General features: G+C 63.7%; 19 protein-coding genes. 3 read left to right on the forward strand and 16 right to left on the reverse strand.

Annotated elements, in window-relative coordinates:
- Positions 1-15 precede the first annotated feature (15 nt).
- The 8 genes from K6301_RS22035 to K6301_RS22070 form a co-directional block, all read right to left on the reverse strand.
- Positions 16-1077: a DUF1963 domain-containing protein gene (locus tag K6301_RS22035; protein ID WP_247220989.1), complete on the reverse strand. Its 1062-nt coding sequence runs from the start codon at positions 1075-1077 to the stop codon at positions 16-18.
- A gap of 185 nt (positions 1078-1262) precedes the next feature.
- Positions 1263-2456: an alpha-hydroxy acid oxidase gene (locus tag K6301_RS22040; protein WP_247220990.1), complete on the reverse strand. Its 1194-nt coding sequence runs from the start codon at positions 2454-2456 to the stop codon at positions 1263-1265.
- A gap of 59 nt (positions 2457-2515) precedes the next feature.
- The gene (locus K6301_RS22045; protein ID WP_247220991.1) at positions 2516-3889 is read right to left on the reverse strand and encodes an FAD-binding oxidoreductase; all 1374 of its coding nucleotides are present in this window, start codon (positions 3887-3889) and stop codon (positions 2516-2518) included.
- Positions 3886-4674: an HpcH/HpaI aldolase family protein gene (locus K6301_RS22050; RefSeq protein WP_247220992.1), complete on the reverse strand. Its 789-nt coding sequence runs from the start codon at positions 4672-4674 to the stop codon at positions 3886-3888. Before K6301_RS22050 ends, K6301_RS22045 begins: the two co-directional genes overlap by 4 nt.
- A gap of 17 nt (positions 4675-4691) precedes the next feature.
- Entirely contained in the window at positions 4692-5522 is an 831-nt protein-coding gene (locus K6301_RS22055; RefSeq protein WP_247220993.1) for an ABC transporter permease, read from the reverse strand.
- A complete protein-coding gene (locus K6301_RS22060; protein WP_247220994.1) occupies positions 5515-6234 on the reverse strand; it encodes an ABC transporter permease in 720 nt (239 codons plus the stop codon). The genes K6301_RS22055 and K6301_RS22060 overlap by 8 nt, the downstream gene beginning before the upstream one ends.
- Positions 6235-6299: 65 nt before the next feature.
- Complete coding sequence (locus K6301_RS22065; protein WP_247220995.1) at positions 6300-7079, reverse strand: transporter substrate-binding domain-containing protein; 780 nt, start codon at positions 7077-7079, stop codon at positions 6300-6302.
- Positions 7080-7102: 23 nt separating this feature from the next.
- On the reverse strand, positions 7103-7864 hold the full coding sequence (locus K6301_RS22070; protein ID WP_281505886.1) for an ABC transporter ATP-binding protein: 762 nt from the start codon (positions 7862-7864) through the stop codon (positions 7103-7105).
- A 121-nt stretch (positions 7865-7985) separates the two neighbouring features.
- On the opposite strand from K6301_RS22070, the gene K6301_RS22075 reads away from it, so the two are divergent.
- A complete protein-coding gene (locus tag K6301_RS22075) occupies positions 7986-8897 on the forward strand; it encodes a LysR substrate-binding domain-containing protein (protein WP_247220996.1) in 912 nt (303 codons plus the stop codon).
- A 12-nt stretch (positions 8898-8909) separates the two neighbouring features.
- Here K6301_RS22075 and K6301_RS22080 read toward each other — a convergent pair whose 3' ends face one another.
- The 8 genes from K6301_RS22080 to K6301_RS22115 form a co-directional block, all read right to left on the reverse strand.
- Positions 8910-9590 carry a DUF2161 domain-containing phosphodiesterase gene (locus K6301_RS22080; RefSeq protein ID WP_247220997.1) on the reverse strand — a complete coding sequence of 227 codons (681 nt, stop codon included), beginning with the start codon at positions 9588-9590 and terminating at the stop codon, positions 8910-8912.
- 99 nt (positions 9591-9689) lie between these two features.
- Positions 9690-11240 (reverse strand): hydantoinase/oxoprolinase family protein, encoded by a 1551-nt coding sequence (locus K6301_RS22085; protein WP_247220998.1) that lies wholly within the window; start codon positions 11238-11240, stop codon positions 9690-9692.
- Complete coding sequence (locus tag K6301_RS22090; protein WP_247220999.1) at positions 11237-12319, reverse strand: S-methyl thiohydantoin desulfurase family protein; 1083 nt, start codon at positions 12317-12319, stop codon at positions 11237-11239. Before K6301_RS22090 ends, K6301_RS22085 begins: the two co-directional genes overlap by 4 nt.
- Positions 12320-12348: 29 nt before the next feature.
- Complete coding sequence (locus K6301_RS22095; protein WP_247221000.1) at positions 12349-13428, reverse strand: ABC transporter ATP-binding protein; 1080 nt, start codon at positions 13426-13428, stop codon at positions 12349-12351.
- A complete protein-coding gene (locus K6301_RS22100) occupies positions 13425-14252 on the reverse strand; it encodes an ABC transporter permease (RefSeq protein WP_247221001.1) in 828 nt (275 codons plus the stop codon). The genes K6301_RS22095 and K6301_RS22100 overlap by 4 nt, the downstream gene beginning before the upstream one ends.
- Entirely contained in the window at positions 14249-15151 is a 903-nt protein-coding gene (locus tag K6301_RS22105) for an ABC transporter permease (RefSeq protein ID WP_247221002.1), read from the reverse strand. Before K6301_RS22105 ends, K6301_RS22100 begins: the two co-directional genes overlap by 4 nt.
- A complete protein-coding gene (locus K6301_RS22110; RefSeq protein WP_160871024.1) occupies positions 15151-15882 on the reverse strand; it encodes an aspartate/glutamate racemase family protein in 732 nt (243 codons plus the stop codon). The genes K6301_RS22105 and K6301_RS22110 overlap by 1 nt, the downstream gene beginning before the upstream one ends.
- 26 nt (positions 15883-15908) lie before the next feature.
- Complete coding sequence (locus K6301_RS22115; protein ID WP_160871023.1) at positions 15909-17039, reverse strand: ABC transporter substrate-binding protein; 1131 nt, start codon at positions 17037-17039, stop codon at positions 15909-15911.
- A gap of 146 nt (positions 17040-17185) precedes the next feature.
- Here K6301_RS22115 and K6301_RS22120 point away from each other — a divergent pair, with 146 nt between their 5' ends.
- On the forward strand, positions 17186-18262 hold the full coding sequence (locus K6301_RS22120) for a helix-turn-helix transcriptional regulator (RefSeq protein WP_247221003.1): 1077 nt from the start codon (positions 17186-17188) through the stop codon (positions 18260-18262).
- A gap of 109 nt (positions 18263-18371) precedes the next feature.
- Positions 18372-19694 (forward strand): amidase, encoded by a 1323-nt coding sequence (locus tag K6301_RS22125; RefSeq protein WP_247221004.1) that lies wholly within the window; start codon positions 18372-18374, stop codon positions 19692-19694.
- Positions 19695-19722 lie beyond the last annotated feature (28 nt).

Consider the following 19722-nt stretch of genomic DNA (forward strand, 5'->3'; position numbering starts at 1 on the left):
AGCGCGCGCCGTACGCTATGTCTGCTGATAGACGGCGATAACCTTGTCGAAGCGGCGGTTGTCCAGGTCGTCACGCCGGATCACGAAGAAGACCGTTCCCTCTACGAACGGTGCCTGCATCCAGTCGGCGAGATCGATCTGCAGGAGAAGGGTCCAGTCCCGCGCCTTCTCGAATATGGCCGCGCGGTGCTTGCCCCACTCCTCGCGCGACAGATGCTGCTTGCCGAATTCGCTCACCACCACGGCGTCCAGGCGCGGATCGTCCTGCTCGGGCATGGGGCTGCCGAGCAATTGCTGGCGACGCCAGCCGTCCTCAGGATACTGGTCGTGGTTGGCCTGAAGCGCCTCCTCATAGGCGGCGAGCATATCCTCGCTCTCCTCGCCGGCCGGCTCCCCGCGGGCGGCGCGGGCAAGATCGCCAAGCCTGTCGAATTCGAGCGCGGCGGGATTGGGTAGCCGGTAGGTCGCCTCCAGCGACACAGCCCTTGCCGGCGCGCCATAGTTCGTGCCCTGCTCCCCGGACGATGTTTTGCCCGGCGTTCCGAATTCCGCCTGCAGCGCTAGCGCCTCCTCCAGCGCCTTCGCCTGGGCAGCAGCAAGATCGTCCGGGACGGGCAGCACCGCGAGCCGATCGATCGGCGTCCGATCCCAGATGACCTTCGCCGCGCGCATGCCGGTATCCCACGGGCCAACGGCAATGTCGTAGAAGAACAACAATCGGCCGTCGGCAGGCAAAGGGGCCGCGACCGTACCGAGCTTTGCGGCCTCGGCGAGATCGATCTGCGCCATGAAGGCATAGGGCAGATCCTTCGCCATATGGTCCCGCATCTCCTGTGCCGCATCTTCATTGCCGCGCTTTGCGATTTCCTCTGGATCTTCGGGCTTTAGCGGCCGCGGCCATTTGAAATCGGGCGCTGCATGCGGCGTGCCGCCAAGCTGGCTTCCGCCGATGACGATCCGGCCGGCCGAGGGATGCAGCACGATGGCCGGCACCAGGGCCTCCACGATAATCTCGATCCGCGGCTTGTCGAACCACGTGAGCAGCGCCTCGCCGGCAGCTTGCGGACTATCGAACATGAAACCTCCATATGAGCTTTGGACCTGCCCGGGAAATGGACCGCCAAGCGCGGCGGACAATGGTGGCGAGCGTTTTTTTCACCTGTTTCGGACAGGAGGTCTATCCAAAAAGCGCACGCTTTGACGGCTTCGCCAGGCCAGCGATTGCCATCGATCACGTCCGCGGTTTCGGTTGGGCTCTCATCTCATTCTCCCCGCGGGTAGCGTTTGGCCTGGTCCATTGCATCGTGCATGAACGTCTTGAGATCGTCATGCTCGACATCGAGGCAGCCGAGCTGCCGCATCAGGCCGGAAAGCTCGTCAGTGAAGATTTCCATCGCCCGGTCCACGCCGCCCTGGCCGAAGCCGGCCGCGCCATAGAGGAAGGGCCGGCCGGCAAAGACGTAATCGACGCCGCAGCACAGGAGCGCGAGCACGTCCGACCCGCGGCGCACACCGCCGTCGAACATGACGGGGAAATCCGCGCCAACCGCTTCGCGAATGGCCGGAAGGCAATCGATGGAGTTGATCGCGCGGTCGAACTGCCGTCCTCCGTGATTCGACACGATGATGGCATCAGCTCCGGCCTCGCGCGCCATATGCGCGTCCTCGGGATGCAGGATGCCCTTGATGACGAGGGCGCGCGGCCAAAGCTGGCGGAACTGCCGCAAATGGTCCCAGGTCTGCAAGGCATAGCCGTGCTCGAGGGAGAATTTCGCCACATCGAGCCCCGAAGCGCCCTTGGGAAGATAAGGCGCCCAGTTCTCCATGACGGGCAGGCCGCCCGCCAGCAGATAACGCAGCGTCCAGGCCGGATGGAGCAGACCATCGAGGATCGCCTTCGGCGTGAACTTCGGCGGGATATCGATATTGTTGCGGATGTCGCGCTCCCGCTTGGCGGCGACCGGGATGTCGACGGTCATGACGAGCGCGCCGCATCCGCAATCCTCCGCCCGGCGGATCATGTCGCGATTGATGGCGTCATCGGCAGTCGTGTAGATCTGGTACCAGAGGTTTTCGCCCGCGACAGGCGCGGCCGCCTCCATCGAGGACACGCTGACGCCGGACATGATGTAGGGAACGTCGAAACGCTTCGCGGTCTCGGCGAAGAAAAGCTCCGCCTGCGGGCGGAACAGTCCGGAATAGCCCATCGGCGCGATGCCCAACGGCCCTGCGAAGCGGCGGCCGAGCACGGTCTTCGAAATCGAGCAGGTGGCGACGTCGCGCAGGTAACGCGGCATGAAGCGGAACCGGTCGAGGGCGGCCCGGTTGTCGGAAAGCCCGCGCTCGTCTCCCGCACCGCCGGCAATCCAGTCATACAGCATCCGGGGCAGGTAGCGCTGCGCCGCCTGCTCCAGATCATCGGTGTTCACGATGTTGTCGAGCGACGATCCGGCCATTGTTCTTCCATGCAGTTCGTTTGGTTAGCCCACGGTGCGGTGTGCCACACCGTGAGACGTCAGATAACCTTGCCCGGGTTGAGGATGCCCTTTGGATCGAGCGCGCCTTTCAGAAGGCGCATGGTGGCGAGCTCGGCGGGCGTTCGGGAGTAATGCAGGTAATCGCGCTTGGCAACGCCGATACCGTGCTCGGCGGAAATCGATCCGCCGTAACCCGCGATGAGGGCATAGACAAGCGCGCGGACCTTGCCCTTGCCCTGAGGCGTCGGCAGGCCTGTGGTGACATGCAGGTTGCCGTCACCCAGATGACCGAGGACGTGCAGCCCGAGATTATCGGGCACCTCTTCATCGAGGCGGCGCTGCACCTCGTTGACGAAGGCCTCCATGCTTGCAACGGGAAGGGAGAGGTCGAAATCGACCATCGTCTTGAAGAGCAGCATCTCGGCTTCGAAGTCTTCGCGGATTTTCCACAGCTCGGAGCGCTGGCGCGACGAGGTCGCGATCACCGCATCGGCGATGAGACCGGTTTCCAGCGCCTGGCCGACCACCCGCTCGAAAAGCCCGGCATCCTCCTCGGGATCGAACCCTTCGGATTCGCACAGGATGTAATACGGATAGCGGCCTTCGATCGGCGAGCGGCCGCCCATAAGCGCGTCGACATTGGAATGGAAGAATTCGGCCCACATGATTTCGAACGACGACAGCGTGCCGTGCAGATCGCGACGCATCAGCCCGAGCGTCTCGGCGACCGCGTCGAAGCTCTCGAAGGCGAGCAGCGCGGTGTTGACCGACCGCGGCGCCGGATGCAGCCTGAGCACGGCCCGGGTAATGGCGCCCAGCGTGCCCTCGGATCCGATGAAGAGATGCTTCAGGTCATAGCCGGTATTGTCCTTTGTGTAGGGCGTCAGGTGGCTCAGCACCGTCCCATCGGCAAGCACGCATTCGAGCCCCAGGACCTGATCACGCGCAACGCCATACCGCAGGGCCTGAAACCCTCCGGCGTTGGTGGCAAGCGCGCCCCCGATCATTGCGCTTCCCCGCGCGCCGAAATCCAGACCGAAACGCAGGCCTTCGGCCGCGCAGTGCTGCTGGACAGCCTCGACGATCGCACCGGCGCCGACCTCGATCGTCATGCCCTTCCGGTCGGGCGCACCGATATGGTTGAGGCGTTCGAGCGAGATCAGCAACGTCTCGCCATCGGACTGGGTTGCCCCGACAAGGTTGGTGCGCCCGCCCTCGAAGATGACCGCCTGCCCATGCTCGTGGCAGAGCGCCAGAATCGCGGAAAGCTCGACCGTGTCGGCAGGTTCTACGAGGCCGAGCGCCTGCGTCGGAGTGTTGATCCAGAAATCCTGTGGCCGGTCACGTAGCGTCGTTGCGTCGATGACATTGCGCGCGCCGACGATTTGCCGTGCATCCTCAAGATCGATCATGTGCCCTGCCCTGTCGAAAACGCTGCCAAATCCCTGACCAGCCCGCGGCCCGACGCCTGGATGAACCCCATGTCCGAGCCGATGGTGAAGAGGCAATAGCCCATCTCGATCAGTTCCGGAATGGCCGAGATCGCCGACACGTCGATGGCCGCCAGCTTTCCCGCGCGTTTTACGGCATCGGCCGTGCGCTGCAGCACATCACGCATCTCGCCGTCGAACCGGCCAATGGGCAGGCCGAGGGACGACGCGAGGTCGGCGGGTCCGACGAACAATACGTCGAACCCCTCGACGGCCAGGATGTCCTCCAGGTTGGCGAGACCCTTGGCGCTTTCCAACTGCAGGATCAGGGTCGTGGCGTCATTGGCTTCGGCAAGATAGGTCTCGAAAGCCTCGTAGTAACCGGACGCCCGCCATGGGCCGATGCCTCGCATGCCAGCCGGCGCATATTTGCCGGCGGCAACGATGGCGCGGGCTTCCTCGGCGGTCTCGATCATCGGCACCATGAGGCCCGATACGCCAGCATCAAGCGCAGCCTTGATATCGGCTGCCGACTTCGACCGCGGCCGAAAGATGGTGGGCGTCCCATGCAGTTCGGCAGAGGGTAGAAGGCTTGCCAGATCCTGCACGCCGATGGGCGAGTGCTCGCCATCGAGGAGCAGGAAGCCAAACTGCGACCGCGCCATCAGTTCGATGACCGTGGGATGGGGAATGCCGACCCATGCGCCAAAAACGGGTTGGTCGCTGCGAAGTCGCGCTTTCAGGCTCTTGGCCAGAGTGAGTGGCATTGGCTTGCTCTTTGAAATCAGGATTTTGACAAGGCGGTGTTGTCCTGGCCCTGTCCGGAGAGCCAGGCAAAGACCTTGGTGATGACGACCGCCATGAGAATGTAGATGGCGGAAATGAGAAGAAGAGGCTCGTAGGTCAGGTATGTCTGCTGACGCACCTGGGCTGCCACCGAATAAACGTCGATGACCGTGATCGTCGCCACCAGCGGCGTCGCCTTGAGCTGGAGGATCGTCTCGCCGGCGAGCGTCGGCATTGCCCGCTTGAAGGCCTGCGGCAGCCAGATGCGGCGAAACATCAGCAAACCGGACATGCCGTAGGCCCTGGCCGCATCGAGCTGGCCCTTCGGTACGCCCTTGAACGCGCCGCGAAAGACTTCACCCTCATATGCGGCATAGGAAAGGGTGAGGCCCAGGAACGCATAGGGCCACGCTTGCCGCAGGATCGGCCAGAGTGCGGAGTCACGGATCCAGGGAAACTGCGGAAACAGCGATCCAAGGCCATAATAGAGCAGCCAGAGCTGAAGGAGCAGTGGCGTTCCGCGAATGACGGTGCAGAAGGCGCGCGCGGGCAGGGCAAGCCATTTCGGGCCGACGACTTGTACGAGGCCGATGGGAATTGCCAGCAGCATGCCGAGCGAACTGGTGACGACGACCAGAAGCACGGTCATGCCCAGGCCGCGCAGCAGCAGGGGATAATAGGTTTCGAGCCAGTCCCAGCGCATTTGCAGCGCCGCATAGGTGCCGAAGAGAATGGCAGCGATAACGGGCGTCAGCGTCCCGGCATCCAGCCACCGGCGCCGTGTGCCGGCCCGCGCTTCACGGGCGGTCGCATCCAGCGCACTAGACATGGGCCATGCCCCTTGTTGCCCGCGCCTCCAGACGGCGCGAGAGCAGATTGGAGATCATCGTGGCGAGCAGATACATGCAGCCCGCCGCGAAGAAGAAGGTAAAATAGGCCTTGGTGGTGCCGGCCGCCTGACGGGTGACTTGCGTCAGTTCGCCAAATCCGAGCACTGCGAGCAGCGCCGTATCTTTCATCGCAATCAGCCAGAGGTTGGAAAGTCCCGGCAGCGCGAAGGGCAGCATCGCAGGAAGCGTGATACGGCGAAGCGCCAGCCAGGACGACATGCCGTAGGCTTGCGCCGCTTCGATCTGGCCGCGCGGAACCGAAAGAATGGCGCCGCGGATGACCTCGGTAGAGTAGGCGCCCTGGACGACGCCCAGCACGACAATGCCGGCAATGGCGCCGTTGAAATCGATCTTCGCCTGGCCCAAGGCCGTCAGAACACCGTTGATCAGATCGGCGCCGGCGAAATAGACGATGAGGATCAAAACGAGTTCGGGCACCGAGCGGACGATCGTTGTGTAGAGGTCGAGGGCCTGACGCGTCACCGCCCCGCCGGAGAGCTTGCCCAGCGCGCCGGCTATGCCGATCAAGAGCCCGAGACCGAAGGCACCGAGCGCGATGGTGAGGGAGCGTGCCAGGCCGACGAGCATGGCGCTTCCCCACCCTCCCGTCGTCAGCAGCGCGATGCTGCCGGCGGCGGGAGACCAGATCATGTCGAACAGTTCTTTAATCGTCGTTCTCCAGCAACGTCGGTGAAAGCGCGAACCGGCCCTTGGCCTCAGTCGCCGCCGTAGATGTCGAAGTCGAAGTACTTCTTGGTGATGGCGTCATAGGTGCCGTTCTTGCGAATGGCCGCGATGGCGTCGTTGATCTTCGCCTTGACCGCATCGTCACCCTTGCGCAGGCCGACGCCATAACCCTCTCCGAGCGTCGAGGGATCGCGCTTGAGAACCCCCTTGGATTCGCAGCATTCCGCGCCGGACGCCGACTTGAGGAACTCGTTCATGGCGACCACGCCGTCGATCGCGACGTCGATGCGGCCGGCGGCGAGATCCTGGTAGACCTCGTCCTGCGTGTTGTAGCCCCTGATCTCCGATGCGTTCGCCCCGAAATTCTTTTCGGCATAGGCCTGCTGGCCAGTCGAGACCTGCACGCCTATGATCTTGCCGTCCATGCTCTCAGGCGTCGTGTCGACGGTGGCCGACTTGGCCGCGACGACGACGGTCGGAACCTCGTAGTACTTGTCGGAGAAATCGATGACCTTGCGACGCTCGTCGTTGATGCGCATCGAGTTCATGATCATGTCGATCTTGCCGCCCAGCAGTGCGGGAATGATACCCTCCCAGGCGACCGGCACGCGCTCGCAATCGAGCTTGGCCTCCGCGCAGACCGCATCGATGATATCGACTTCCCAGCCCGTCCAGTTGCCGTTCGCATCCGCGACCCAGAAGGGCGGATAGGCTTCCGGCGCAAAGCCGACGCGCGTCTTTTCGGCATGCGCCGTGCCACCCATGGCAAGCAGGGCGCCGGCCATCATTCCAAGCACATATTTTTTCATGTCATTCCCCTTTTTTTGGACTGTTAATGGAAGCTGCCCAGAAACCGGGCGAGACGCTCGGACTTGGGATTACCGAAGACCTCCGCCGGCGTTCCGGCTTCCTCGACGAGGCCGCCGTGCAGGAACAGGACCTGGTTGGAAACGTCGCGCGCTAAGGACATTTCGTGGGTAACGAGGATCATCGTCCTGCCTTCCTCGGCAAGCTCACGGATGACCCTCAGCACCTCGCCGACGAGTTCGGGATCGAGCGCGGATGTCGGCTCGTCGAATAGCATGGCAAGCGGCTGCACCGCCAAGGCCCGGGCGATGGCGCCGCGCTGCTGCTGGCCGCCCGAGAGAAAGGCCGGATAGACATCGCGCTTGTCGTAGAGGCCGACGCGTTCAAGCAGCCGCAGCCCCTCGTCGACCGCCTGCTTGCGGTCCACGCCCAGCACGTGAACCGGCGCCTCGATGACGTTTTCAAGAAGCGTCATGTGGTTCCACAAATTGAAGCTCTGGAAGACCATGGCAAGCCGCGCGCGGATGCGGCGCATCTGCGCCTTGGACGCCGGCTCCCTGTTGCCGTGGCCATCGGGTTTGAAGGCGATCGCCTCGCCATCGACCCGGATCTCGCCACCGGTCGGATGCTCAAGACAGTTGAGACAGCGAAGGAAGGTCGACTTGCCCGATCCGCTTCCACCGATCAGCGAAATCACATCGCCCTTGTTGGCCGTCAGGCTGACGCCGCGCAGGACCTCGAGGTTGCCGAACGTCTTGCGAATACCGTCCGCGTGAAGCATTTCCATCTTCAACCCTCTCCCCGCCAGCTGGATATCCTGCAAACAGGATTTGACTGTCGAATAGAGCTAGTCCAAAGAAGACGGGCTGTGACTAGCAAAAAAACTCACATTTGGATGAATTCAGCTCATGCGAGATGTACGTCGCTTCATCCCTTCGGGGAACCTGCTCTACGTGTTCGACGCTGCCGCGCGACTGCAGAGTTTCACGAAAGCCTCAGAGGAACTGAACGTCACGCCAGCGGCGATCAGCCATGCGATACGACAGCTCGAAACGGGACTGGGCGCTTCACTTTTTCACCGCAAGCACCGCCAGTTGCAGCTGACGGATGACGGCGAAAAGCTTTTTCGGTCTGTGGAAAGCGGGCTCGACCAGATCGAACGCACGGCGATCGAGATCCATTCGACGGCGGCGTCCGACATCAAGGTCTATGCCTCGATCACCGTGGGCACCTACTGGCTTCTGCCAAGGATATCGACCTATCCCAGCCACGATGCGCGCATCGAGATGCAGCTCTACAACTCCGACAAGAAACTCGATCTGCCAGCGGACGGCGTGTCGATGGCGATCACCAATGGACGGGTGGACTGGCAGGGCTACGAGGTCCTGCCCTTCACCGCGGAAACGATGTTTCCGGTCTGCAGCCCCGGTTATCTTGAAAAGCATGGGCCGCTGTCATCGCTTGCGGATCTCCCGGCCCATAATCTCCTCCATCTCGATAGCCACTATCACGAAGGCGCGACATGGCGGGAATTCCTTGGCCATTACGGCCTGAACTACACGCTGCCGGGCGGCGTCTCGACATTCAACAACTACATCCTGGTGGTTCATGCCGTGCTGTCCGGCGTGGGGATCGGCCTTGGCTGGCAGCATTCGGTCGGCGACCTTGTCGCCAGCGGCGCCCTGGTGCGCCCGCTGAAAGAAGCCCAGACCACCACGAACGATTTCTTCCTCGTCTACCGCAAGGGACGCCCCCTGACGCCGCGCGCCGCCGGCGTGCGCGACTGGCTCCTCGGACTAGGGTCGCTCAAGGCGTCCTAACGCGGTGGACTTTCATGTGGGATTGTTTGTCGTTGAGGAAATGCCGTCCCGCGGCCATCGCTGAAGGGCCTCCCGGCCCGCATCGGTGAGGCCGTAGACGCCGCGGTCGAGCCGTTCGAACCAGCCATAGACATTGGACAGCAGGATCTTTCCGGCATCCGGCGTGCCCGCCCTGACGTCGCGCACCCGCATCGGGCCGGATGCCAGCGCCGTGGCGCAATCGAGCGCCTGCTGGCGGTAGGCCGTCATCAGCGGCGTGCGCGTACTCCCACCCAGCGCAGGGTCGCCGCGTCGCTTCTGATGTTCGCGCATGAGCCTGGAGCGCCGCTTCGGGTTGGTCCGCGGCATCGGCGACACGGAGCCGACGATGATACTGACCTCGCCGGTGTCCGAAAGGCCGAGCATGCCGATGCCAAGTCGGCGGCAGAGATCGCGGTAGCGCTTGTCCGTCTCGCGGCCCCTGCCCTTGGCCGAGACCCGCGCCGCGATCCAGACCTCGTCTGCCGCGGCCGCGCGATCGACGGCCTGAAGGATGAGCTCCAGATTGAAGCTCATCTTCAGCTCGCAGACCACGACAACAGGCGGATCGCCCTCGCTCAAACCGACAAGGTCGCATCCCCCGATTTCGCCCTTGACGGTATAACCTGCCTTTTCGAGAAAGCCTTTGACCGGCAGATAAAGCGACGTTTCCATGGGCCCGCGGAATTCATTGGGAATCGGGCCATATCTACATCGATCCGCCCGCACGCGACAGCCACTATCGTCACTGTCGAGGCCGTTGTCCCGGTGCCCTTAGACGCGCGAACCCGATAGAGCCAGATCGCCGACGACTTTCACGCGCACCCGCAGCGGATTGCCCGGAATGTAGGACAACGGCACGTCTTCGACATCGAGCAGCTCGATGCTCTCAGGATTTGCGCCCGCCGTTGCCGCGCGGGCGTCGGCGATCTCGCGGGCCTCGTTGATGGCTTCCTCGCGGGAGACACCGTAGAAAACCTGATCGCACTCCCCGCTCACCTGCGCCATCGCGGCACCGATAGCATTGGCGACGCCGGCATGCTCCACCTTGATGATCCTCGCGACACCAGGCAGGCTGTCCGGCACCAGCGCGGCACCGCCGCCAACGGCGATGACGGGAATATCGGCCGCGCTCGTCTTCATGCGGTCGACGAGATCGGCGAGACGGCTCCGGATCCACGCTTCGACATGAGCGGCAAGCTCGTCCGATACGTCTGCGACCAGGTCCGCATTGCCGAACGCCATGCGTCCGATGCGGACGGCAATGTCCGTCAGGGTCAGCGTATCGCCGCCCCGCACAAGGGCCTTTTCGGAAATGCGGTAACCGACGCTGGTGGGCCCGATCTTTCGCGTCTCGGGATCGATGATCGTGCCACCGCCGAGCGCGACCGCGATCACGTCCGGCATGCGGAAGAACGTGGCCACGCCCCCGATATCCACCCGTGAGTTGGCCTCCCGGGGGAAGCCGCCCACGAGCATGCCGGCATCGGTGGTCGTGCCGCCGACATCGAGCACGATCGCCTCGTCCAGACCTGAGAGCATCCGCGCGCCGCGCATGCTGTTCGTCGGGCCCGAGGCAAAGCAGAGCACGGGATAACGCGCCGCATGCGCGGCCTGCATCACGGTGCCGTCGTTCTGCGTGAGGTAGAGCGGCGCCGTCAGGCCGCTGTCGGCGATGGCCGCCTCGAACGCCGCGACCGTCTGGCGGGCGAGCGCATGCAGCGCGCTGTTGAGGATGGTGGCGTTCTCGCGCTCGATCAGCCCGATACGTCCCAGCTCGCTCGACAGCGTGACCGTCACGTCGGGAGCGACATCCGCCAGGATGGCGGCGGCCTCTTCCTCGCAGGCCGCCGTCAGCGGTGAGAAGACAGCGGTGATCGCTGCGGCGCCGACGCCGCTGTCGCGGATTTCCTGCGCGATCTTTCGCATGTGCTCGCGGTCGAACTCAACGATCTTGCGGCCGTCGAATTCGTGTCCGCCGCGGATCAGGAAGACCGGTCCCTCCACGGCGACGCGCAGGTCCTCCGGCCATGCCTGCATCGGCACGATGCTGTGGGCGGCCGGCAGGCCGATGCGGATGACCGCAACCCGCGACAGGCCGCGCCGCTCGATCACCGCATTGGTGAAATGCGTGGTGCCGATCATGATGGCAGCGACGCCTGCGCCCTTCCCGTCGCGACCCTCCAGAATATGGTTCAGCGCCGCCTTGATACCGCTTGTCACATCGGCAGTGGTGGCGGTCTTGATCGACCGGAGAATGCGCTCGCCTTCCAAGAGGACGGCATCCGTGTTGGTGCCGCCGACATCGATGCCGATCCGTTTCATGGCGCCGTCTCCGTGAAGGGCTGATAGTCGAAGTCGAAACCGAAGGCGCGCGGGCCGACCACGGCGAGGCCTTCCGGGCTTGTCATAATGGCATCGGCCGGCAGGGCGACCACCTTCACCCGCTGCCCGTAGCGCAGCACCTCGGTGCCGACGGCTTCTGCGCTTTCCTCGTCAAGGACCGTGATGAGGTCTGGAACGCAGGCGACGCGGACGCCATCGAGCCATGCCGCGGAGAATTCGTTCTGGAAGTCTATCTCCAGCTGGCGGCCTTCGAACAGGCCATTGCCGCTCACGACGGCCCGCCCGCGCACGAACCCGTCCGTCGTGCGCCTGGAAACGTCGTGCACCTTGCCTGAGAAGAGCAGCTTGCCCTTCTCCACATCGAGCACGGCCTCGACCGGATCGGTGCCCGACCGCTTCGCCGCAAGAACGGCATTGCCGATGCCGAGTGCGCGGCCGATGGAATTGAGAATGGCGTGGTCCTTGATTTCCCGTCCCGTTCGCGGCGCCGCACACGTGCCGGCGATCGAGCCGAGTTCGACGACGATCTTGCGGCCGATCCGCTCGATGCGGGTGGCGTTTTCCGCTTCCGGGATCAGCACGGCATTGTCGCGCACGTCGGCGATGGCAAAGGGTGCGACCGGGAGGCCGCGGATGGCGAAGCTTGCCATCTGCGCCTCGGGGAACGCCCGGCCCATCGTATCGGCATCGACGACCGGCAGGCCAAGTTCCATCGCGACGAGCAAGGCAAAGAAGGCATTCTCACCACCGATCTCGATAGACATGATGGCATCGAAGGGTTTGCCGCAATGGGCTTCCATCAGGCGAACGGCCTTGCAGATCGCCACGGGCTCCGGCAGCCGTTCCTTCGTGACGAGCGGCGCGCCCATGATGCAGACGACCGCGACACGCGCATCGTCGGCCAGCTCCTGTGGATCGAGAATCGTCACCCGCTTGCCGCGCCGGTAGTCTGCTTCCGCGCACATCAGCTCCAGATGGGGATGGTTGCCGCCACCGGTTCCCAGGACACCGGCACCGATCGCCAGCGCCTCCAGTTCGTCGAATTCGAGTTCACGCATTCTTTAGTCCATTCGTGGGGGCGGTAAGATCAGCGGGCGACCAGCCAGGACAGCGACCCGTCCCAGTGAAACAGCACAGTCGACCCGCGTTCGGGCGGCGGCTTGAGGCCCTGTTCGTGCGCGACGAACAGCGAGCCGTCGGCTAGACGCCCGACAATCTGCTGCACGGCGCCGGAAAACAGCACTTCCGTCACCGTAGCCTCGATGGCCGGACCCGGTGTCTGGCTGCCGAGTGCCGATGTGGAAACGCATTCGGGACGCACGACCAGCGAGACCTTGTCGCCGATGGCGCGGTCTTTCACGGCGTCCGACGCGATGCCGCTCAGGGGCAGCCCGCGGAAAAGCAGGGCACCAGCCGGCCCGACTTCGGCATCGATCAGGTTGGCGCCGCCGACGAAATCCGCAACGAAGCGCGTGGCCGGCCGGCGATAGAGGGTCTCGGGATCGGCGAACTGCTCGACGCTGCCCGCGTTCATGACGGCGATGCGGTCGGAAAGCGTCAGCGCCTCTTCCTGGTCATGGGTGACGGCGACAAAGGTCAGCCCGAGCTCACGGTGGATCTTCTTCAGCTCGGCCTGCATCTGCTTGCGCAGTTTCATGTCCAGCGCGCCAAGCGGCTCATCGAGCAGCAAGACGGATGGCCGCACCACGAGCGCGCGCCCCAGCGCCACGCGCTGCGCCTGGCCGCCCGAAATCTCGCTGACGCGCCGCCCGCCGTAACCGCTCAGGTTGATCAGCGCGAGCATCTCATCGACGCGGCGCGCGATTTCCGCACGTTCGACCTTGCGCATCCGCAGGCCGAAGGCAATGTTTTCGGCGATTGTGCGGTGCGGGAACAGCGCATAGTCCTGGAAGACCATCGCGGTATCGCGCTTGTAGGGCGCAAGCCCCACCACCGACTTCCCACCGATCCGCACATCGCCCGTCGTCGGCTCGGCGAAACCGCTGATCATGCGCAGCAGCGTGGATTTTCCGCAGCCGCTCGGGCCCAGAATGGTCACGAACTCGCCATCGCGCACGTCCATGGACACGCCCCGGATCGCGGTGGTCTCGCCATAGGACTTGGTGATGGCGTCGATCTCGACGGCCGGAGGCTTTGTATTGGTCATGAGGTCTGTACTTTGCTGGTGAGACGCGTCTGACGGATGACCCAGAGCTGTGAAACGAGGCTGATGGCGAGCGTCACCAGAATGATGACCGAGGAGAGCGCGTAGACCTTCGGCGAAATCACCTGCCGTAGCGAGGTCCAGATGGTGATCGGCAGCGTTTCGGTGAAGCCGGCGACGAACCAGGCCACGACGAATTCCCCGAAGGCATCGGTGAAGGCAAGCATGAACACCGATATCAGGGCCGGTCGCACCAGAGGCAGGATGACCTCGCGGAACACGACCAGTTCGCTTGCGCCAAGGTTCATCGCGGCCTCGATATAGCTGCGCCGGAAACCGAGGAAGCGGGAATAGAGGATAAGCGTCGCGTAGCTCGATGTGATCGTGGTGTGGGCGAGAATGATCGCCGGCTCGCCCACGAGATCAGGGGCCGAGCGCAGCAGGATGACCAGGCCGAGCCCCAGCACGAGTTGCGGCAGGACGACCGGCCCCAGAACCATGGCCATCACGAGAGATTTTAAGCGGATCGGAAGCCACGCCAGCACCATGGCGGCCGGCATGGCCAGCAGCGTCGAGAGAATGGCCGAGACGACGGCCAGCCTCAGGCTGGTCAGGAGCGATCCTGTCAGCTTCTGGTCCCGCAGGGCTTCGACGAACCATCCCGTCGTCAGCGTGTCTAGCGGCAGGCCGGGGATCGGCTTGGCATCGAAGGCGAAGAGTACGATGACGGCGATCGGAAGATACAGGAACAGATAGATCAGCACCGCATAGAGGCTGAGCAGCGCGAAGCCGCCCCTCTCCTGCAACAAACTGGAACGTGCGCTCATAGCTTTTCCCCGCTTGCCTTGCGGAACCATTTCATCGACACGGCCAGCAGCGCGAAGACGATGACCAGCATGACGATCGAGATGGCCGCGCCCGCGGGCCAGTCGAGCCGGCGTTGGAACTGGTCCTGGATGACCTGCGACATCATCAATTGCTTGCCGCCGCCAAGCAGCGCCGGCGTCACGAACTCGCCGAGACCGAAGATGAAGCAGAACACCGCGCCGACGATCAGCCCGGGCAGCGACAGAGGAAACGTCACCTCCCAGAAGGCGCGCATCGGCCCGGCGTTCAGGTCCTTCGCGGCCGCGATCCAGTTGTCCTCGATGGCATCGATCGAGGCATAGAGCGGCAGCACGTAAAGCGGCAGATAGGCATAGATGAGGCCGATGGACGTCGCGATCGGCGAATAGAGCAGGAAGCCGAGCGGCTGGTCGATCAGCCCGACCGACAGCAGCGACTGGTTGATGACGCCGTTCTCGCCGAGCAGGAGCCGCCAGGCCGCAACGCGCATGACGATGCTGATCCAGAACGGCGCGATGACCGCGATCAGCAACAGACCCTTGAGCCGCCCGGCTTTCTTGGCGATGAAATACGCGATCGGATAGGCCAGCACTGCACAGGCGATCGTCACGAAAGCCGCCGTCTGCACGGACAGTAGGAGCGCACGCCACATCGCGCCGTTGGTGAAGACCGCGATATAGTTGGCGAAGGTGAAATCCGGCACCATCCGGTAGCTGCGTGTGCGCCAGAAACTGATCACCAAAAGCAGGATGACGGGGACGACGAAGAAGACGAACTGCCAGAGCATAAGCGGCGCAATGCCCGCAGCAGCAAACCGTCGCCGACGCTTCTCGGCCGATCCGCCACTGGCCTGCATCATCGTCTGACCCGCGCTTGCCATCACGCGAACTCGTATTCGCGACGATCGAAGGCCGGGCGCGGATAAGCCATCTTGGAATGGCTCAAGCCGGTCGCGACCATGGCACGAGCGAAATGGAGCGCAACCTTGCCCGGATCGATAACCGGGATATAGGCGCCGAAATGCGCCTTGAGGGCGTCTTCGATGGTGATCGCCATATCGAAGCCGGTGCCTGTGCAGCCCATGACGAAGGCCTCGGCGCCGTCACGCTCGACGCTGTCGATGCATTCCGCCACGATGTGGGCGACATGGCTTTCGTTGAGGTCCATGACGCTCGCATCCGCCGAGCGCACCGAGGCAAGGTTCGACGACAGGCCGTAATGGGAAACCGTGCGGCGGATCAACGAGAAGAACGGCTTCTCCGTGATCACCACGGTAAAGCGCGTCGAGAGCATGGCGGCCATATGCAGCGCCGCCTCGCCCTCCCCGACGACCGGAATGGACACCAGTTCGCGCGCGCCGACGAGGCCCGGATCGGTGAAACAGGCGATGGTGCAGGCGTCGACGCCATCGGCCTCGGCCTCTTGCGCCAGCTTCATCACCTCGGGCGCGGCCAGCGTCGAATCGAAGCCGCATTCGATGGAGTTGGTGCCGCGCCTGAGCGGCACGGCCGAGATTGTCACCCCGTCGCCCGCGAAGGATCGATACTCCTTCTCGGCTTTCCCAACCAGCTCGTCGCTATCGAGAACCGGCACGATCACACGGATATGCATGGTAAATTCCCTTATGCGCCGTCTGATCAGCCGGCCTTGAATGTCTGCCAGGCATCGGCCCAGGCCATGTCGTCGACGGGCGCCTGGCTCATCGTGCATTTGGAAACCCACTCCTCCATCATGTCGAGGCCGAGCGCCTTGACCTGATCGGCGGTGAGCAGATCCTTGACCTTGGAATTGGTGACCGCGAACTTGTCGGCCCCCCATGCCATCTGCTTCATGGCCTTGGCGCTCGTCATGTAGTCGATATAGGCGAGGGCAGACGCAAGGTGCTCCGTGCCGCGCACGATCTGAAGCGTTTCCATCCACATCGCCCCGCCCTGCTTGGGAATGGCGAGATCGACATTGCCGCCGGACAGGCGGGCCGTCGTGCGCACGTTGTCGCTCGACGAACCCCAGACCATCCAGGCCTCGCGGTTGGCCAGGTCTGTCTTGACCGTACCCATGTCGCTCTGCAGGGCACGCATGTTCGGACGGAAGGCGATCATCTTGTCGAGGATCTTCTGCAGATCGTCGCCGGTCGCGGTTTCCGGCGTCTCCATGCCCAGCCACTTGCCGGTCATCCAGAGATAGAGCTCCGGCCAGTCGATGATCTCCACCCTGCCCTTCAGCGAAGGATCCCATGCAAGCTCGGCGTCGAGTGCGGCTTCTGCGGAGATCTTATCGGGCCAGTAGACGAAGCCGTTCACGCCGAAACGGGTCGGGATGGCGTAAACCTGACCGTCATACATGGTCTCGGGCCGATTGCGGAACATCGGCATGGTCTCTTCGATGGAGGCCAGCTTGGCCGTCTCGATGGGCAGGGTCAGGCCCGCTTCCGCGAACTTCGAGGTCCAGACAGCGTCCGGGTTGATGACGTCGAACTTGACCGTGCCGGCCTGTACGAGGCTGAGCTGGGCACCGTTGCTCTCGGCTTCCTTGACGTTGAGCTCGACGCCGGTGAGCTCGGTGAAGCCCTTCATCAATTCGGGATCGTTGTAGCCAGACCATGCCAGCACGTTGAGCGGGCCCGTCAGCTTCTGCTCGTTCGCGAAAGCGGGCCTGGTCAGGTCGACCTGCGAGGCGATGGTCGCGAACAGTGCGGCATTGGCACCGTGACGCAGGAGCTCCCGGCGCGAGAGGTTGAACGGCTTTGCACGCTTGCTGTCATCGATCATCTGGTCATTCCCCTGAGCTGGCGCCTTTTGGCGACCTTAATTGATTAGAAATCGCGCACTCACAATAGACAATTGCCCATTCCGGTATCCATAGTGACCGCAGTCACCGCCCGTCGCCCGGGCCGTGCGCCTGTTCAGGAGCCGGCATGAAAATTGCGTCGATGCATGAAACACCGCTGAAAGACCCGTTCATGTCCAAGAGCATGCCCCTATCGACAGCGTCCGGCCTGCCCCAGGGTTTCGGCGCATTGATGGCCGCCGCGCTTCGTAATCTCGGTCATCCCAACTTCTACGAAAGCATGGTCGAACTCGTGCGGCAGATGATCCCGTGCGACCTCTGGATCATCGCCCGTTACGACGCGCTGAGCAAACCGCTGATCGTGTCCGAAAACGGCATGAACGTGAACGCCAAGGCACTGTATTCCGACAGGATGTGGCAGCACGATCCGCTCTCCAAGAGAACGGACCAGGCCGATGCGCGGGTATTCAGCCTGGGCCAACTGCGCAGCAACGGCACCCTCGACAGGGTCTATGCCCGCTACGTCGATTCCACGCTCGGCATCGAGGACGAGCTGGCTTTGCTCTTTCCGATCAGCGACGGCAGCTTTCTCGCCCTTTGCCTCGACCGGCAGGGCAATCTCTTCTCGCAGGAGGAACTGGCGCTGGCGCGCGAGCTGCAGACCATGCTGGTGGAGATGCACAATCAGCATATCCTGCGTGCGATCGATCGTCAGGTTTCGCTGTTCCTGCATCACAACACCAGCGGCAAGCCCGAAGTCATGATCATGAACGCCAACAACACGGTGCTCTACCAGTCGGATACTTGGTCGCTCGCCGCCGCACAGGCCTTCGACCGGGAGCCTCAGCCGGCGGAAATCGGTTCCGTCCGCATCGCCGAAACGTCCGGCCGCGATGGCTGGTCGCTGACACGGCTGAATGACGACTGCCCCGACGCGTTCCTGGCCGGCGCCGAGGTCTATCTGCTCCGACGCAATAGCTTCGGGCTCGACGAGCGCCTCTCGCATTTCGCGCGGGTTCATCAGTTGACCCAGCGGCAGCAGGAAATTCTCGCCCTTTCCTTGAAGGGATATTCGAACGCCGCAATCGCCGCGCAGCTCAACATCACCACCGGCGGTGTCAAGAACCATAAGCTCAGGCTTTACGAGAAGCTGGACATCACCACCGAACGCGAGCTGATCTCGGCCGTGCTCTCCCATCTCTGACCCCGCATCCGCGGTATGATGTGGCCGCTGGTGACTGCGGGCATCATTGCCTATCGATGTCTGCCATGCCGATCTGCGCGTCGAACGCAATCATCGGAAGCGACGCGCGATGACCATCGACACAGCATTCCTCTCGGTCGGCGAACTGGCGGCCGGCTACAGGTCCGGCGCCTTCACGCCGCTCGATGCCTGCCGCCAGGCGCAGGACCGGCTTGCCCGGCTGGAGCCTGATCTCAACGCCTTCATCGAGCCGATGACCACGGAGGTTCTCGACCAGGCGAAGCGGTTGACGCAGGAGCTGCGGCAGGGGCGGGACCGCGGGCCGCTGCATGGTATCCCGGTCGCAATCAAGGACATCATCGACGTCGCCGATGTCAGGACGACCTTTGCCACGAAGGCCGTGCCGCCGCGGCATGCGGCGCGCGATGCCGAATGCGTGGCGCGCCTGCGCGCGGCCGGTGCGATCCTCTTCGGCAAGACCAACCTCCTGGAATTCGCCGCCGGCGTGGCGCATCCCGCTTTCGGCCAGACGAACAATCCGCACGATCGAAGCCGCACGGCCGGCGGATCGAGCGGTGGATCGGCGGCGGCCGTTGCCGCCGGCATCGTGCCCCTGGCGCTTGGGACGGATACCGGCGGCTCCATCCGGGCCCCTGCCGCCTATTGCGGCGTCATCGGCTTCAAGCCGAGCTTTGCGGCCTTATCTCTGGACGGCGTCTATCCGCTTTCTCCGTCCCTCGATCACCTCGGCCTGTTTGCCCGAAGCAGCGCCGACGCGAGCATCGCCTTTTCCATCCTCAACCCCGGCGTGGCCCCCGCCCGCCCAAGTCGAAAGCCGTTGCGCCTCGGGATCGTTGGGAACCAGTGGAACCATCGCGCCGTGCAGGCCGAGGTGCGCGCCGCCCTTGATGCGGCACGCCTGTCGCTCGAGCGGGACGGCGTGCCGCTGACAGAAATCCAGCTTCCCGACCCTGCCGAGATGGCGGCCGCCCTGCTCGATATCCTGATGCCGGAAGCGGCCGCCATCCACAGGTCGACCATGGCCAAGAGCGCGGACGGCTTTGCGCCGGGAACACGCGATCTCCTTGAGACCGGAACGACGATACCGGCAACGCGCTACATCGAAGCCATCGAAAAACAGCGCCGCTGGTTCAGCGCATTCGAAAGCGTGATGGCCGATCTCGATGCCGTGATCGCGCCCACCGTGCCATTCACGGCGCCGGACACGGACCCTGCCCTCTCGACGGAAGGGGATGACGAGATCATCTCGCTGACGCACGCCAACCTGACGGGCGCTCCCAGCGTTTCCTTGCCTCTGCGTACCCAGGGCGCCATGCCCGTCGGGCTTATGCTGACTGCCGCACGCAATCGCGACAGCGATCTGCTGTCGATCTGCGAGACCATCGAAGGGATCCTCTCGCACACGGCCTGAAACGGCGATCGACGGACCCGGCGGCGCT

The sequence above is a fragment of the Shinella oryzae genome, assembly GCF_023038235.1.
In the GTDB taxonomy this organism is placed as follows: Bacteria; Pseudomonadota; Alphaproteobacteria; order Rhizobiales; family Rhizobiaceae; genus Shinella; species Shinella sumterensis.